14 protein-coding genes are annotated in these 16579 nt (G+C 61.9%); 4 read left to right on the forward strand and 10 right to left on the reverse strand.

Features of this window, described 5'->3' with window-relative positions:
* Positions 1 to 28 precede the first annotated feature (28 nt).
* Together uvrD and hexR are read right to left on the reverse strand one after the other, a co-directional pair.
* A complete protein-coding gene (uvrD, locus tag AC2VNO_RS08905; RefSeq protein WP_486933797.1) occupies positions 29 to 2236 on the reverse strand; it encodes a DNA helicase II in 2208 nt (735 codons plus the stop codon).
* A gap of 84 nt (positions 2237 to 2320) precedes the next feature.
* A complete protein-coding gene (gene hexR, locus AC2VNO_RS08910; protein WP_486933798.1) occupies positions 2321 to 3184 on the reverse strand; it encodes a transcriptional regulator HexR in 864 nt (287 codons plus the stop codon).
* A 192-nt stretch (positions 3185 to 3376) separates the two neighbouring features.
* On the opposite strand from hexR, the gene AC2VNO_RS08915 reads away from it, so the two are divergent.
* Positions 3377 to 3577 carry a PA3496 family putative envelope integrity protein gene (locus tag AC2VNO_RS08915; RefSeq protein WP_486933799.1) on the forward strand — a complete coding sequence of 67 codons (201 nt, stop codon included), beginning with the start codon at positions 3377 to 3379 and terminating at the stop codon, positions 3575 to 3577.
* A 70-nt stretch (positions 3578 to 3647) separates the two neighbouring features.
* Here AC2VNO_RS08915 and AC2VNO_RS08920 read toward each other — a convergent pair whose 3' ends face one another.
* Together AC2VNO_RS08920 and AC2VNO_RS08925 are read right to left on the reverse strand one after the other, a co-directional pair.
* Complete coding sequence (locus AC2VNO_RS08920; RefSeq protein WP_486933800.1) at positions 3648 to 4994, reverse strand: sodium-dependent transporter; 1347 nt, start codon at positions 4992 to 4994, stop codon at positions 3648 to 3650.
* Positions 4995 to 5126: 132 nt separating this feature from the next.
* Entirely contained in the window at positions 5127 to 5993 is an 867-nt protein-coding gene (locus tag AC2VNO_RS08925; protein WP_486933801.1) for a DUF72 domain-containing protein, read from the reverse strand.
* A gap of 100 nt (positions 5994 to 6093) precedes the next feature.
* Here AC2VNO_RS08925 and AC2VNO_RS08930 point away from each other — a divergent pair, with 100 nt between their 5' ends.
* On the forward strand, positions 6094 to 6696 hold the full coding sequence (locus AC2VNO_RS08930; protein WP_486933802.1) for a phosphatase PAP2 family protein: 603 nt from the start codon (positions 6094 to 6096) through the stop codon (positions 6694 to 6696).
* Between the two features lie 41 nt (positions 6697 to 6737).
* Here the strand turns inward: AC2VNO_RS08930 and AC2VNO_RS08935 are convergent, their stop codons facing one another.
* From AC2VNO_RS08935 to AC2VNO_RS08955, 5 genes are all read right to left on the reverse strand, one after another.
* Entirely contained in the window at positions 6738 to 8402 is a 1665-nt protein-coding gene (locus tag AC2VNO_RS08935; protein ID WP_486933803.1) for a DUF945 family protein, read from the reverse strand.
* A gap of 174 nt (positions 8403 to 8576) precedes the next feature.
* The gene (gene glmS / locus AC2VNO_RS08940; RefSeq protein ID WP_486933804.1) at positions 8577 to 10412 is read right to left on the reverse strand and encodes a glutamine--fructose-6-phosphate transaminase (isomerizing); all 1836 of its coding nucleotides are present in this window, start codon (positions 10410 to 10412) and stop codon (positions 8577 to 8579) included.
* Between the two features lie 20 nt (positions 10413 to 10432).
* Positions 10433 to 11800: a bifunctional UDP-N-acetylglucosamine diphosphorylase/glucosamine-1-phosphate N-acetyltransferase GlmU gene (gene glmU / locus AC2VNO_RS08945; protein WP_486933805.1), complete on the reverse strand. Its 1368-nt coding sequence runs from the start codon at positions 11798 to 11800 to the stop codon at positions 10433 to 10435.
* Positions 11801 to 11901: 101 nt separating this feature from the next.
* Positions 11902 to 12972 carry an FAD:protein FMN transferase gene (locus AC2VNO_RS08950; RefSeq protein WP_486933806.1) on the reverse strand — a complete coding sequence of 357 codons (1071 nt, stop codon included), beginning with the start codon at positions 12970 to 12972 and terminating at the stop codon, positions 11902 to 11904.
* A gap of 32 nt (positions 12973 to 13004) precedes the next feature.
* The gene (locus tag AC2VNO_RS08955; RefSeq protein ID WP_486933807.1) at positions 13005 to 13817 is read right to left on the reverse strand and encodes an undecaprenyl-diphosphate phosphatase; all 813 of its coding nucleotides are present in this window, start codon (positions 13815 to 13817) and stop codon (positions 13005 to 13007) included.
* Between the two features lie 350 nt (positions 13818 to 14167).
* On the opposite strand from AC2VNO_RS08955, the gene AC2VNO_RS08960 reads away from it, so the two are divergent.
* Together AC2VNO_RS08960 and AC2VNO_RS08965 are read left to right on the forward strand one after the other, a co-directional pair.
* Complete coding sequence (locus AC2VNO_RS08960) at positions 14168 to 14644, forward strand: magnesium transporter MgtE N-terminal domain-containing protein (protein WP_486933808.1); 477 nt, start codon at positions 14168 to 14170, stop codon at positions 14642 to 14644.
* Positions 14645 to 14659: 15 nt separating this feature from the next.
* Positions 14660 to 15817: a cation diffusion facilitator family transporter gene (locus AC2VNO_RS08965; protein ID WP_486933809.1), complete on the forward strand. Its 1158-nt coding sequence runs from the start codon at positions 14660 to 14662 to the stop codon at positions 15815 to 15817.
* Between the two features lie 336 nt (positions 15818 to 16153).
* Here AC2VNO_RS08965 and AC2VNO_RS08970 read toward each other — a convergent pair.
* Positions 16154 to 16579, reverse strand: a 426-nt coding sequence (locus tag AC2VNO_RS08970; protein WP_486933810.1) for a magnesium transporter, incomplete at its 5' end; no start/stop codon positions are given.

Here is a 16579-nt window from a genome sequence, read left to right on the forward strand (position 1 = left end):
GCCTTTTGACGTAGACGTCAACGTATCCCTACAGTGGGGTGAGCTTGGCGAACCCTAGCACCAACCACTTGTCCCCTTCGCCCTCGAAGCTGACCTGCACCCGGGCACGCGCCCCCTCGCCTTCGGCGTTGAGAATCACGCCCTCACCGAAGACGGGATGCTGCACCCGCTGACCCAGGCTCAGGCTGGGTAGATCGCCCCCGGGATCGACCGAGGTCTGACGCGACAGCCCCACCGCCGGGCGCGAAGCCGTCACTGGCCTCGAAATCTGGCCGCGCAGACGCACCTCCTCGAGATACTCGGCGGGTATCTCGCGCAGGAAGCGCGACGGCCGCTGAAAGGTCTCCTTGCCGTGCAGGCGACGAATCTCAGCGTGGGTAAGATAGAGCTTGCGCATGGCGCGGGTCAGGCCCACGTAGCAGAGACGGCGTTCTTCCTCGAGGCGGCCGGGCTCTTCCAGTGACATTTTGTGGGGGAATAGCCCCTCTTCGACGCCGGCGATGAATACCACCGGGAACTCGAGCCCCTTGGCCGAGTGTAGCGTCATCAGCTGCACGCTATCCTCGAACTCATCAGCTTCGTGTTCGCCGGCATTCAGCGCCGCCTCGGCCAGGAAGGCCTCCAGCGCTACGGCGCCCTCACCCGCCTCGGGTGGTTCGAAGGATTCGCCCTGGGTGAAGGCACGAGCGGCATTGATCAGCTCTTCCAGGTTCTCGACCCTGGCCTGCCCCTTCTCACCCTTCTCGTTGCGGTGGTGCTCGATCAACCCGGAGATCTCGTTGGCATGGGCGATGATTTCGTGCAGCGACATGCCGGCGGTGTCATTGTCGAGACCGTCGATGAGATCGGCAAAGGCTTGCAGCGAAGCACCGGCTCGACCTTTCAGAGAGCCGTCGGCCAAGCCGTCGTGCAGGGCCTGCCACAGCGAGACACTGGTGAGGCGGGCATGCTCGCGCAGTTGCTCCACGGTACGGGTGCCGATGCCGCGTGGCGGAACATTGATGATGCGCTCCAGCGACGCATCGTCGTCGCGGTTGAGCAGCAGCCGCAGGTAGGCCAGAGCGTTCTTGATCTCAAGGCGTTCATAGAAGCGGTGGCCACCGTAGATGCGATAGGGCATGCCCTGGCGGATCAGCGTTTCCTCGAGCACCCGGGACTGAGCGTTGGAGCGGTAGAGGATGGCCACGTCGCGGCGCCGGTAGCCCTCATCGACCTTCTCCTTGATGCTGTCGACGATGAAACGAGCCTCGTCGAGATCGTTGAACCCGGCATACACCGAGATCGGCTCACCGCGAGCGCCCGCCGTCCACAACTCCTTGCCCATACGTTCGGCGTTGTGGCTGATCAAGGCGTTGGCGGCATCGAGGATGGCGCTGGTAGAGCGATAATTCTGTTCCAGCCGTACCGTCTTGGTCTCGGCGAACTCGCGTTCGAAGCGGCGAATGTTCTCGATCCGCGCTCCGCGCCAGCCGTAGATCGACTGATCGTCGTCGCCGACCACGGTCATCGGCGTCTTCGAACCGGTGAGCAGCTTGAGCCAGGCATACTGCAGGGTGTTGGTATCCTGGAACTCGTCGACCAGCACGTGGGCGAAGCGCTCCTGGTAGTGAGCCAGCAGTGCCGGATTGTCGCGCAGCAGCTCCAGGCTCCGTAGCAGCAGCTCGCCGAAGTCGACCAGGCCGCCGCGGTCGCAGGTCAGCTGATAGCGCTCGTAAAGCTCGACCATCTGAGCCATGTAGGCATCGCCATGCACGTCCACCTGATGCGGGCGCAGCCCCTCCTCCTTGCAGCCGGAGATGAAATACTGCACCTGGCGCGGGGGGAAGCGTTCGTCGTCGATCCGGTGGTCCTTGAGCAGGCGCTTGACCAGTCGCAACTGGTCGTCGGAGTCGATGATCTGGAAGTGCTGCGGCAGGCGCGCATCCTGCCAGTGAGTTCTCAGCAGGCGATGAGAAATGGAGTGGAAGGTACCGACCCAGACGTTGCGCAGCGACAGCCCCAGCAGCGCCTCGAGGCGCGTACGCATTTCGCGCGCCGCCTTGTTGGTGAAGGTCACGGCGAGCACGGCATAGGGCGACAGCCCCTCGGCCTGCATCAACCAGGCAATGCGATGCACCAGGACACGGGTCTTGCCCGAGCCGGCGCCGGCCAGCACCAGCATGTTGCCCTGCGGGGCACTCACCGCCTCACGCTGGGCCGGGTTCAACTGATCGAGAATCGCCGTGACGTCATCCATGGAAGGGGTCTGCCGCTGGAAAATTGATCGCCCAGCTTAGCATATCCGCCAGCCCAATCAGTGAGGCGAGCGGCGGCGCTCACTTCAAGGCTTGCCTTCCTGTTCGGGGAACCTCAGCGGCGTCAGGCTTTTCTTCACCGCCTTGAGCTGCTCGGCGAGTCTCGGCCCGCGGGTCTTGGCCACGCCCACCGCGAGCACGTCGACCAGTACCAGATGCGCCACACGGGAACTCATCGGCGTATAGATCTCGGTATCCTCGTGCACGTCGATGTAGAGCGGCAGGGTGACCTCCTCGGAGAGCGGCGAACCGCTCGGGCACAGCCCGATCACCGTAGCACCGGCCTCACGGGCCAGACGCACGCTGGCCACCAGGGCGCGAGTACGCCCGGTCTGGGAGATCGCCACCACCACATCTCCCTCCTTGAGGGTCACCGCCGACATGTTCTGCATGTGCGGGTCGGCATAGGCGGCGGTGGAAATCTGCAGGCGGAAGAATTTGTGCTGGGCGTCGAAGGCCACCGCACCAGAAGCACCGAAGCCATAGAACTCGACCCGGTTGGCCATGGCCAGGGCCTGGATCGCCCGACTCAAGGCATCGTTGTCGAGACGATCGCGCACCGACAGCAGGGTGCCGACGGTGGAGTCGAAGATGCTCTGGGAGAATTCGGCGACGGAGTCGTCATCGTTCATCGAGAACTGGGCGAATTGGCTGCCCGAGGCCAGCATCTGCGCCAGCTTGAGCTTGAAGTCCTGAAATCCGTTGCAGCCCAGCGCGCGGCAGAAGCGCACTACGGTGGGTTCGCTGACCTTGGCCTCGGTAGCCAGGTCGACGATACGCATGTGGATAACTTCATCGGGATTGCGTAGCACGAAACGCGCCACCTTCTGCTCGGAGCGGCGGAAATGCTCCATGCGGCGTCTCATTTCATCGAACAGGGCGCGGCTCACGCTTTACTCCTTGGTTGACGAACGCAAAATCTCAGTATGCCTGATCCTGACTCGCTTGGGGGAGATTCGCTTGCAGCGTGGAATAGCCCACGTCGTCATTAATCTGTCAAGTAGGGTATAGTAAAGATGCTGTGATTTTGATCTTGCGGTACGGACGAAGATAAGACACAGAAGAAGAAGGGAGAGTCGATCATGAGTAAGGTCGAACGCGTCACTTCCGTCAAGAACGAGCTTCTTGACATCTTCATGAGCATCAACGTCGCCGAGCACGAAAAGCGCTCCCGAAGCGCCGCCCAGCGCAATCTGCGTGCGCGCCGCGGCATAGAGCTGCACCAGGAGTTCAAGCAGCTGGAGCGTGATATCGCCGATCTGATCGACGACGAGAAACACTGAACGGTCACCCGCAAGCGACCGGACAGCAGGTTCGATCAAGCCCCGCACCAGGCGGGGCTTGCAAGGTTCGTCACCCCAGAAGGGAGTGAATGAACACGGCGATGACCCCCAGCGGGGCCACATAGCGTGCCACTGCCTGCCACAGTTGCTCGCTACCACCCGTAAGATTCAGCTCGGCCGCGACACTGCCTCGATCGAGGCACCAGGCGACAAAGACGATGGCTCCCAACCCGGTCAACGGCAGCAGGATCTTGCTGGTGAAGGTATCCAGCAGGTCGAACACGTTGAGCCCGAACATCACTGGCTCGGGCCAGACATTGAACGACATCAGCGCCGCAATGCCCAACAGCCACACTGCTGCAGCACTCGTCAGGGTCGCCATGACCCGTGTCAGCGGAGTGCGCTCCTCGACGAATTCCACTACCGGCTCGAGCAGCGAAATGGCCGAGGTCAGGGCAGCGAAGGTCAGCAGCAGGAAGAACATCAGGCCCAGCAGCATGCCACCGGTCATGTTGCCGAAAGCCAGGGGCAGGGTAACGAAAATGAGCCCCGGCCCCTCGCCTGCGCTGAGGCCGTTGGCAAAAACGATGGGGAAGATCGCCAGACCAGCCAGCAGGGCGATGCCGGTATCCAGAAGGATCACCGTGCGCGCGGTGCCCAGCAGATTGACGTCCTCACCGAGGTAGGAGCCGTAGGCCATCATGATGCCCATGCCCAGCGACAGGGTGAAGAAGGCCTGGCCCATGGCAGCCAGTACCACATCGCCTGAGAGCGCGCTCCAGTCCGGACGGAACATGAAGGCCAGGGCTTCGCCGAAATGACCGGTGGTCATGCCGTAACCCACCAGGACGATCATCAGCAGCACCAGTGCCGGCATCAGGGTGCGAGCCGCCCCTTCCAGCCCCTTGGTCACGCCGCGAGCCACGATCCATACCACCAAGGCCATGAAAGCAGTGTGCCACAGCAGCAGCACGACGGGGCTGCCCAGCAGTCCCTCGAAGATGGCGCCCACGCCATCGGCATCCTGGCCGGTGAAGGAACCGGTAACCGAGCCCAGGGTATAGGAGAGCGACCAGCCGCCGATCACGCTGTAGAAGGAAAGGATAAGAAACGCCGCCAGCACCCCGCTCACTCCCACCAGCGCCCACGCCTTGCTCTGGCCGTTCTTGGCGGCAAGCTCCGCCATGGAATTGATCGGATTCTTCTGACCGCGCCGCCCGATAAGCCACTCGGCGACCAGTACGGGCAGACCGACGACTGCCACGCAAGCGAGATATACGAGTACGAAAGCGGCGCCACCGTTGTCTCCCACCATGTAGGAGAAGCGCCAGATATTGCCTAGTCCCACGGCCGAACCGGCCGCCGCTAGCACGAAGGTCATCTTCGATGACCACTGCGCATGGACGAGTTTAGACATGAGTCACCCTATTGTTATGTATCCGATTGTTGATCTGCCTCAAGCGCAAAAACCAGGAGATAGATGGGTAATTGCACCGAATAGCGGCAAATCTATCCGATCATACGGCCGAAGGCCAGCAACGAAGGGAAGTCAGAACAGCGTCGTTTGCCGTTCGCCGGCAAAGTCGTTTAGCGGCGGCTGCTCGCTGTGCTCGGCAAGGGCCTGATAGAGCCGCCGGGCCAACTGCGGGGCTGCACGGTTGTCAGCTGTATGCACAAAGAGAAAAGGGGTTTTCCCCTGATTTATCCACAGCTTGAGCTGGGCGATCCAAGGCTCGAAGTAGGCCAGGTTGATCGACTCGTCGAGATGACCGATAAAGCGAATCAGCGGCTGCTCGCCCGTGGAAAGCACGTGTAATGGGCTTCTTGGCTTTTCCTGCTGCGCCTGGGCCAGCGCCGGGCTGCCTTCCGAGGTCGTTGAAAACAGGGCACGTACGTCAAGCATTGCACGGTTGACACCATGACTTATCAACAGGCGGTTCAAGGCAACTTCGGCCTCGCCCTTGTGGAAAAACTCGGGGTGTCGGACCTCGACCGCGCAAGGCATGCCCGCAGGCCATCGCGCCAGCAATTTCTCAAGCCGAGGCAGCTCGGCAGATCCGAAATCCCGAGGCAACTGGACAAGCAGCGGCCCCAGACGATCGTGTAACGGCTCGAGCGAGGCGATGAAGGTATCGAAGTCCTCCTCGACATCCTCGAGACGACGCTCGTGGGTGAGCGCCGCCGGTAGCTTGAAGCAGAAGCGGAAGTGAGCGGGTGCCTGATGCGACCAGCTCGCTACCGTTTCGCTCTTTGGCGCACCGCTATAAAAGGTGGTGTTGCCCTCAACCGCAGAAAATACCTTGGCATAGTCGGCAAGCCAGTCCCGCTGACCGGCATAGGGCGGATACAGCGAGCCACACCAGTCGGAATTGGCCCACATGGCCAAACCGAGATACAGTCTGGACAAGCTTGTCATACTCCTGTAACAAAATTAATCGGAAACGCCGCGTGACGAGTGGCAGCATAAGCTGCCCGCCAGAAGATCAACAAGGAAGCGCCCCAGTGCGCCTACGTTCATGGAATCGACGCTCAATCTAACCCTTTTCGCCCGGCTCAATGCGACACCCGACAGTGACCCACGTCTGCTGTTGATGGCAGAACTCTTCGCGGTCTATTTGATCTGGCTGGTGCCGGCCCTGCTGGTCATCGGCTGGCTGCGCGGCAGCGATCGCCTCAAGCGTCCGCTACTGGAGGCTTTCATCGCCACCCTGTTTGCCCTGGCGGCGAGCTGGTTGATTGGCTGGCTATGGCCGACACCCCGGCCGTTCATGATGCCTATCGGGGCGACATTTCTCGAACATGCCCCCACCCCGGCATTTCCCAGCAACCATGCCACCATCATGCTGACCATGGCCTTCAGTCTGCTGCTGCATGGCGGTACCCGCCGTATCGGGCGCTATCTGCTGCTTCTGGCCCTTCCCGTAGCTTGGGCGCGGGTCTTCCTCGGGGTGCATTTCCCTCAGGACATGCTCGGCGCGCTGCTGCTCGCCGCTGCCATGGCCACGCTGGTCGGCATCAGCCGCAGCTGGCTGATCCTGCCCTTTTATCACCGCGTGGCCATGCGGCTTTATCACCTGCTGTTCGCTCCGCTTATCCGCCGTGGCTGGGTGGAGCGCTGAGCGCTCCACCCGATTCCCCTACCAGGGTTCTCCAAGATGGCTCAAAACTGTCCCAACAACCACTCGCCGGGTTCGCCATTCATCAGCAGTTGTCCATCCTGTAGCTGCAGGTTCAAGGTGTAGCGTCCGTCTTTTTCACGGCGAATGACACCAAGCTCGAGCATCGGCTCCACGCCGCCGGCAACCACGTCCTTGGCCATTGCATCGAGTTCATTGCCAGAAAGCATCCCGTTGTACTGCTGGCGCAGCGACTCGCGGGCCACCCTGTGAAGCAGCATGGCGGAAGCGTTGACGTTGAGTTCCAGCCGATTCTCCGGATCGAGCAGGTGGCTTTCATCGAAATCGGCGAGGTCTCGCAGCAACAGATCGGCTTCCAGCTCCAGCTCGATATCCGCATCGCCGATGCTGAACGACGCCGGTTTGAAGGTGAGGACGGAGCGGCCCGCCATCAGCGCTTCACCGGTCTCTGCCATGCGTTGGAAAATAGGCAGCAGGGCGTCGGGGTCGTCCCAACGGAAGCTGGCAATGGCTTCGTAGATCAGGCTCCACAGCGTCTCGTACTCGGCACGCGGCAGTTGCCTGTAACTCGACTCGACATGAAACGCGATGGGTTCTTCCATACCCTGGATCCGTAAATCATTGGCGGACCACAGCTGGGCTACCTGAAAGTGCGACTCGGACTGCGGCTCCAGCGCCAGGCGGAAATTGGCGCTTTGGGCGCTAAAGCCCGGCGAGTTCTGCTCACGTGCCGCCATGCCATCGAGGCTGAGGCCCAGTTGACCATACCAGCTGTCACCGCCCTGGCGGGCTGCAGCGATATCGACCGCCAGACCATTCATCGTCAGATTGAGCTCGGGCGCTTCGGATTCGAGGCCCTGCATTTCGAAATGCACGGCAAGGTCTTCGAAGCGCCCCTGGTCGTCGAACAGGAACCTGGCCTCGACGTTCTGCCCTTCGATCCGGGAGCTGCCCGCCTGCTGCGGATCACGGCTCTCCGTCAGCATCGGCGCATCGTCCGAGCGCAACGTGACTTCGCGCAGGACGCCCTGGGGAAAGGCAGCCACGAGATGGGTAGTGGAGCCCTCGAAGACATGCACGGCCGAGGGTTCCACCAAGCGCGCCCGCCCCAACCGGTTGGTATTGCGATACTCTCCCGTGCCTGGGTCGAAGCGGAACTCACCGCCCTGGTAATCGGCCTCGTAGCGCATCTCGAGACCGGCATCGCTGAGCAACGGACCCGCGACCAGCGTTACCGTCATGGGCTCCCAGGTGCCCCGTACTACCCGGTCGAAACCGACCCTGCCAGCATAGCGTGAGAAAGCCGCTTGCTCTTCCAATTGGATGGCTTGCTCGAACAGCCAGCCCGACGCCTCGGCTCGACCCTCGAACGTGGCCAGGGCGCCAACGAAGGGGCCGTGGGTGATACGATCGTCGACGGCGACCCTCAACGGTTCTCCCTCGAACTCCAGGCCCATGTTTGCGCTGAGAAGCCCTTCGTACGCCTGAGAAAACTCCGGCTCGATAGTGAGTTCATAACGGGCACGTGCCTCGAACCAGCCCCGCTCATAAGTCTGGTTCTCAATCTGGATATAGCCAAAACGCTGCAACTGCTGAAGATAATCGGCGTACTTCTGCTCGATCTGTTGACCCAGCCAATAAGGAGCTGCCAGGCCAGCCATGATCATCAAGCCGACGATGACCAGCACTGATCTTTTCAGGAGGCTTCCCTTGCGTTTCTGTCCTTTCCCCACGTCGATATCCTTTTCTCGTTCTTCGTTTAATTAAAATTAAGCAGCAATAAGCGATGCCTATTGCTGCTGGATTTCAAACGCGAAGTTTAACGACAGGAAACGGGAAACGTAAGATTACTCACGCCGGTTTTATTCCACCGTTACCGACTTGGCCAGGTTACGCGGCTGGTCGACATCGGTGCCCTTGAGCACTGCCACATGGTAGCTGAGCAGCTGCAGCGGCACGGTATATAGGATCGGTGCCAAAGCCTCGTGGACGTGTGGAAGAAACAGGACTCTGACGCCGTCCTCCTCGTCGAGGCCGACCCGTTCGTCGGCAAAGACGTAGAGCTCTCCCCCCCTGGCGCGCACCTCCTGAAGGTTCGACTTCAACTTGTCGAGTAGCTCATCGTTGGGTGCCACCGAGATCACCGGCATCTCACTGTCCACCAGCGCCAGCGGGCCGTGCTTGAGTTCACCGGCCGGGTAGGCCTCGGCATGGATATAGGAAATTTCCTTGAGCTTCAAGGCACCTTCGAGGGCGATGGGAAAATGTGCGCCGCGCCCCAGGAACAGGGCGTGGTGCTTCTCGGCGAAGGCCGTCGACAGTGTCTCGATCGCTCCATCCAAGTTCAGCACCTGGCTCACCAGCTGCGGCAAGGTGCGCAGGCCGGCCACCAGCTCCGCCTGGGTCTCTTCCGCCAGGCCCTTGACCCGGCCAAGGGCCAGCGTCAGCAGCATCAGAGCGGTAAGCTGGGTGGTGAAAGCCTTGGTCGAGGCCACGCCGATTTCGGGGCCGGCCCGGGTCATCAGCGTCAGGTCGGATTCCCGAACCAGGGAGCTACCCGGCACGTTGCAGATGGCTAGACTGCCAAGATAGCCCCGCTCACGGGCAAAGCGCAGCGCCGCCAGCGTATCGGCAGTTTCACCGGACTGCGACAGGGTGACGAAAAGCGTGTTCTCGGGTACCACCACGGTACGATAACGGTACTCCGAGGCCACCTCGACCTGCACCGGGATCCCGGCGTAGCGCTCGATCCAGTAGCGGGCCACCAGGCCGGCATGGTAGCTGGTACCGCAGGCGACGATATGGAGCTGGGCGACCCGTCCGAACAGCGACTCGGCGTCGGGACCGAAACATTCCACCGGTACCGAACGCTCACCCAGGCGCCCTTCCAGGGCCGCTGCGATCACCTCCGGCTGCTCGAAGATCTCCTTCTGCATGAAGTGTCGATAGTCGCCCTTGCTGGCGGCGCCATCGCCGTGCTCGAAAGTGAGTACCTCACGTTGCACGGCTTGGCCCTGTGCATCGAAGATCTCGATTCGCCCCCCGTCGGAAAGCCGAACGACGTCGCCTTCCTGCAGGTAGATGAAGCGATCGGTAACCTGCAGCAGCGCGAGCGGGTCGGAGCCCAGGAAAGCCTCGTTGATACCCACGCCCACCACCAGCGGGCTGCCCTTGCGCGCCCCGATGATGACACCGGGCTCAGCGGCATGTACCACGGCCAGAGCATAGGCCCCTTCCAGATCTGCCAATACCCGCTGGGCGGCAGCGAGCAGGCCGTCTCCCTGGCGGTACTCACGCTCCAGCAGATGCGCCACTACTTCGGTATCGGTCTGCGAGGTGAAATCGTAGCCACCTGCCACGAGCTCGCGGCGCAGCGGCTCGTGGTTCTCGATGATGCCGTTGTGCACCACCGCCAGCCGGTTGCCCGACTGATGCGGATGGGCATTCTCCTCGCTGGGCTTGCCGTGGGTGGCCCAACGGGTATGAGCGATGCCGCAGCGCCCCGGCAGGGCCGCCTCATCGAGTATTGCCTCGAGCGCGGCCACCTTGCCCAGCGCACGGCGTCGCTGAAGCTCACCGGAAGGGTCGATCACGGCCATGCCGGCCGAATCGTAGCCCCGGTACTCGAGGCGCCTCAAGCCTTCCAGCAGGATCCCTTCCACGTTGCGCTCGGCAACGGCACCGACGATTCCACACATAACGACTCCTCGCGCTAGCTTCAGTCTGCGTTCTTCCTGGCCGGTCGCGGCCAGTCAGCCTTACCGATCTGGCGCCCACGAGAAACGGCCAGGGCGTTATCGGGTACATCCTTGCTGATGGTCGAGCCGGCCCCAACCGTGGCTCCACGGCCAACGCTCACCGGTGCCACCAGGGCAGTGTTGGAACCGATGAAGGCATCGTCGCCAATGTCGGTATGATGTTTGTTGGCGCCATCGTAGTTGCACGTGATGGTGCCCGCCCCGACGTTGACGCCACGTCCCAGCCGCGCATCGCCGACATAGCTGAGGTGATTGATCTTGCTGCCCTCGCCCACTTCAGCATTCTTGGTCTCGACGAAGTTGCCGACCTTGGCGCCCACCGCCAGGCGTGTACCGGGGCGCAGCCGAGCAAAGGGACCGATGCGGTTGTGTCCGGCCGCCACGCTGCCGTCGATTACGCTATGAGGCTCGACGACGGTTCCGGCACCGATATGGCTGTCTCGAATCACACAGTGGGGACCGATGCGCACGCCTTCGCCCAGCTCCACGTTGCCCTCGAACACGCAGCCGACGTCGATCTCCACGTCGTGCCCGCAATTGAGCTGACCACGCACGTCGAGGCGAGAAGGGTCGAGCAGCGCCACCCCACCGACCATGAGCTGCTCGGCGATGTGCAATTGATGAGCGCGCTCCAGGCGAGCCATCTGAAGCCGGTTATTGACACCCTCCACTTCCATCGCATCGACGGGCTGAGACGTGGCAATGGCAACCCCTTCGTCGGCCGCCATGGCGATGACGTCGGTCAGGTAGTATTCACCTTGAGCGTTGTTGGCAGAGAGGCGGGGCAGCCAGCGCTTCAATTGTGCTGCGGTCATTGCCATGATGCCGGTGTTGCATTCGCAAATCGCCAGCTGCTGTTCGCTGGCATCCTTCTGTTCGACGATGGCCACCGCTTCACCACGGTCGTTACGCAGGATACGACCGTAACCGCTGGGGTCTTCCAGGGTCACGGTCAACAGACCCATACGCGACTCGCTGACTTGCGCCAACAGTTCCGCAAGGGTCTCGCGACGGATCAGCGGCACATCGCCATACAGCACCAGGACCTTGCCATTGCCCAGGCCATCCAGCGCCTGAGCCACCGCATGGCCGGTGCCCTTCTGCTCGGCCTGCAGGGCAAAACGCACCGGATAATCGCGCAGCGCTTCTCGCACCTGATCGGCACCGTGCCCTACCACTACATGCAGGCGTTGCGCATCGAGCTTGCCGGCGGTATCGAGTACGTGACTCACCATGGGCTTGCCGGCCAGACGATGCAGTACCTTGGGCAGGCTCGAACGCATCCGCGTGCCCTGCCCCGCGGCAAGAACCACCACATCCAGGGTCATCGAAGACTCCTTGTCCATTCGATTGGCTTCAGTTCATCGGGGGCCTGATGGCGCTCCCGTGATTTCCTCATGGGCTGTGCTTACCGTTCTGAGACGACGGTTCAGCGCACTTCCAGACCCATTTCATCACTCAGTTCCCCGCCGAAGTGATCCGCGAAGGCCGGGCTCGCCAGGCTGGTCCAGCCTTCGTCATCGCGTACCAGCAGCAAGATCTTGAGATCCTGCTCGCGTGCCAGTGCCAGGCTCTCTTCCTCACCGAGCACCATGAATGCCGTGGCCCAGGCATCGGCCCAGGCATTGGAGGGATGCACCACCGTCACCGAGGCCACCCGGTGCTCGATGGGGTAGCCGCTACGCGGGTCAATGGTATGCGAGAAGCGCCGGCCTTCTTCCTCGAAATAGTTACGGTAATCGCCTGACGTGGCGATGGAAACATCGCGCACGGAAACGATCTGAGTCGCTTCCTGTCGATCGTCCAGCGGCGCTTCGATACCGATTCGCCAAGCTTCACTATCGGCGTCACGGTAACCTCGCGCAACTAGATCGCCCCCCAGGTTGACCAGATAATGTTCGATGGACTGGCCATCCAGGTAGGCCGCGACCCGGTCGGTAGCGTGCCCCTTGGCCACACCGCCGAGATCGACAAAGACGTCACGCAAGCGCCGCGCCTGCATGGCAGGCTCATCGACTTCGATACTGCCGGGCCCGACCTCGGCGAGGCGGGCCTGCAGGCTCTCCTCGGCGGGCACTTCTCGCGGGCGCGCCTCGGAGCCAAAGCTCCATAGATTGACCAGCCCCCCGATGGTCACGTCAAAGGCGCCATTGCTGGCCTCGGCCACCGACTGGCTGATGGCCAGTACCTCGATCAGCTCGTTGGAGAGCGGCTGCCATTCCCCCACCGGCGACTGATTGAACGCCACCAGCTCAGAATCGTCACGATAGATGGACATGGCCGTATCGACCTGCTCGAGTACCTCGAGCAATCCCTCATGGAGTTCCTGAGCCTTGCCCTGCGTCAGGCTATCGGCAATGGTCACCTGATAGAAGGAGCCGAAGATGGCTCCTTCGAGGCGCACCGGAGAGTCCAGCGGACGGTCTTTTTCGGAGCAACCGGTAAGCAGCAGCCCAAGGCAGAGGGCCAAAGCCGCCATAGGGCGCAGGACAGAGGTCATGATTAAAGGACTCCTCGATAAGGTAGGTAGGGCTACCAGAAGATCCAAAGCAGCCATAATCCCAGCACAATGCGGTAGACAACGAAGGGCTGCATACCGATCCGCTTGATGAAGGCAATGAAGTAGTGAATGCAGATATAGGCACTCAGCCCCGAAAGCAACACACCTGTCGCCATCGCCATCCAGTCGATCTCGCGCGGTGACTGCACCAGCCCGTGGATCTCCAGGGCAGAAGCCAGGGCGGTTACCGGGATCGACAGCAGGAACGAAAAGCGCGCCGCTCCCTCACGGCTCATACCCAACAGCAGCGCTGCGGTCATGGTGATGCCGGAGCGCGACGTCCCGGGTAACAGTGCCAGGGCCTGTGCTCCCCCGATCCACATGACATCGCGAAAGGTAAGCTGATACTCGCTTCTCCCCGCCCGCTTGTTCCAGTCAGCATACCCCAGCAGCAAACCGAAGCCGATCAGCATAACGCCGATCAATATAGGTGAGCGCATGTTCACGCTGATGCTGTCATGGAACACGAACCCGACCGCGCAAACCGGGATCGTGGCCAGCAAAACCCACCAGGCCAGCCGGGCATCCCGATCCTCCACGCCCTCGCCCAGACGGCTTCCGCGCAGCGACCTGGCCCAACTGGCTCCCATCCGCCGCAGATCATGACGAAAATAGATCACTACTGCCGCCAGGCTGCCCAGATGCACCGCCACGTCGAAAGTCAGCCCTTGATCGTTCCAATCGGTGAGCACGGGCACCAGAATCAGGTGGGCGGAACTCGAGATGGGCAGAAACTCGGTCAATCCTTGAACCACAGCCAATACAACGACCTGAAGCCAATCCATTCCGGCACTCTCCCGATGACAAGGCATGTGCAACGCAGCAAATGCATGACAGGAGGCCAAGAGAATACACGCCCCCTTTCCGATTGTCCGCCGTGCATAGTTACCATTTCGAGTGTATTTACCTCATGTTGCAGGTGCGCGCTGGTGAGCTTAGAATGCGCGCGCCGCTGAATCGCGGCGACACCCATTATCCCGAGGACGTTATGGAACCTCCGAGTCGACAGACAGCGACGGAATTTCCAGATATCAGTGCCGCACCGATACGTGCGCGCGGACACCGCCCGGCCCTGACCCCTCAGGTCTAGTCGAGCTCCCGTGCGCGCATGCCGATGCGCGCCTAGGAGCCTGACATGAGCTATGCCATTCTCGCTGCCTCTCTGCGCAGCGCCATGCAGCGTAACGACCAGGAAGCCATCGAGCGCCTGATCGCCGATATGCAGCCGGCCGACCTGGCCGAATTCGTTCAGCACGAGCACACCGACACCGTCATCTCCCTGCTACGTCATCTCCCTCTGGAGCGTCGTGCGCAGGCCTTCGGCTATCTGAGCGTGGCGCTCCAGGAGGAGATAGCCGCCTCGCTCACCGATGTGAAGCTGAGCGAACTGCTGGAGCAAATGAATGCCGATGAAAGAGCGGCTGGCCAGCTACGCAGAAGGCACCGCCGGGGCGATCATGACCTCGGATTACGTGGCGATTCCGGCCTACTACGATGTCACGCGAGCATTGGCTACGGTTCGCGCTACCGTCTCGTTCGCCGATTTGTTCAGCACTTCCCTAGGCACTTCAACTGCCTCGGTGAGGATGCGAAAATCCAACCGGAGACGTAACGGAGTCTCGAAGCGATGATCTCGACTCACGATCAAGCCATACACAGTCGTGACGCCAAACGCGCCACCTATTTCGCCGCCTGGCTGGATGGCCTTCTGGGCTGTGCCAAGGTCGTCGTGGGTGCCTTGGTCGGCTCGGCGGCGTTGGTGGCCGACGGCATCCATTCGTTCTCCGATTTGATCACCGACGGCTTCGTCCTGGCGGCCACGCACTATGGTCGCCAGGGGCCCGACCAGGATCACCATTATGGCCACGGACGCATCGAAACGCTGGCCACGCTGCTGCTGGGCAGCGTGCTGATTTTCGTCGCCGGTGCCATCGCCTGGTCGAGCCTGCTGCGCCTGTTCCGTGGAACCGAGATCGCCGCTCCTGGCCTCTGGGCCATGCTGTTGGCACTTGTGGCCCTGCTCGCCAAGGAGTGGTTGTTCCGCTACACCATGCGCATTGCCAAGCGGGTGAACTCGAAGCTGCTCGAGGCCAACGCCTGGCATTCACGTACCGACGTGCTCTCCACCGCAGTGGTGCTGATCGCCCTGATCGGTGCCCAGTTCGGTGCTGGCTGGCTGGATGCCATCGCCGCTGTAATCGTCGGCCTGCTGGTTGGCAAGGTGGGCTGGGACCTGTTGTGGGAATCGGCGCGCGAGCTGGTCGACACTGCCTTGCCCGCCGATGCCCAGCAGCACATGCACGAGGTGGCCCTCGAGGTGCCCGGTGTAGAAGGCGTTCACGACCTGCGTACCCGCCAATCGGCCGGCCATGCCATCGTCGATCTGCACGTGGTGGTAGGGCCGCGTATCAGCGTCTCCGAGGCCCACGAGATCGGCAACGAGGTGAGCCGCCGGCTACGCCTGGCCTATCCCGCGCTCAGCGACGTGACCTTTCATATCGACCCGGAAGACGATGCCGGCGAGGGCGACCCCAGCCGGTTTCCCGGCCTGCCACTAAGACCTGAGGTGGATCGGGTTCTGGTCGAGCGCTGGTCGTCTCTTCCGTGTTGGCCTTATATCGAGCACTACCGCCTGCACTACTTGGATGGCAGGATCAGCGTGGACGTGTTCTTGGATGCTCGGCTGTCGTACCGCGACCTCGATATGCTGCCGCGACAGCTTAGCGACAGCATCAAGGACGTGCCCTGGCTGGCAGAGGTGGAGGTAACGCAGCGAGTTCGCTGAAACTCGCCGGCGCCGTGTGATACCATTTTCCTTTCGTCGACGCCCCGCGCCGGCACTCCCCACCCGCCGTTCTCAAGGAGTTCGCCATGGCCGCCGACATGATCGTGCCCGCCGTTTCTCTGATTGTCGTTCCCTTTACGCTGCTGCTCAGCGTTATCCTGTTCGTCTCCATCCGCTCGTTCTTTCAGCGCAAGAAGTAACGACCGAGCAAGCGCCAATACCACTTTGCATTTGCAGCAGCATGAACGAGAAGGGCGGCCATGGGCCGCCCTTCTCGTTTCCTATTCCCCCGACTTGCTACGACTGCGACCAGTCGAGGCGCATCGTTTCGCCGTTTCAGAGTCCCGTGAGTATCGCCGTGGCGATGCTGAAATAGATCACCACGCCGCAGGCATCGATTACGGTGGTTACCAGTGGCGCCGAGGCCGTGGCCGGATCCCAGCCAACGCGATTGAGCACAAAGGGTAGGCACATGCCCAGCAGGCTGCCGAAGAGAACGATGGTGACCATGCTCATGGCCACTACCATCGCCACCGCCTCGCCTCCGCGCATGACACCGATAGGCGCTACCGCCAGGGCCATGGTCAAACCCAACGCGCCGGCCACCAACAGCTCGCGGCCGAGCAGCTTGCCCCAATCCTTGACCCCGACATCCCCCGTCGCCATGCCGCGCACCATCAGCGTGGCGGCCTGAGCGCCGGCGTTACCGCCGCTGCCGATCAGCAGAGGCAAGAAGAACACCAGCGCTACCTGAGCGGCAAT

The organism is Halomonas sp. TH-94 (assembly GCF_057473365.1).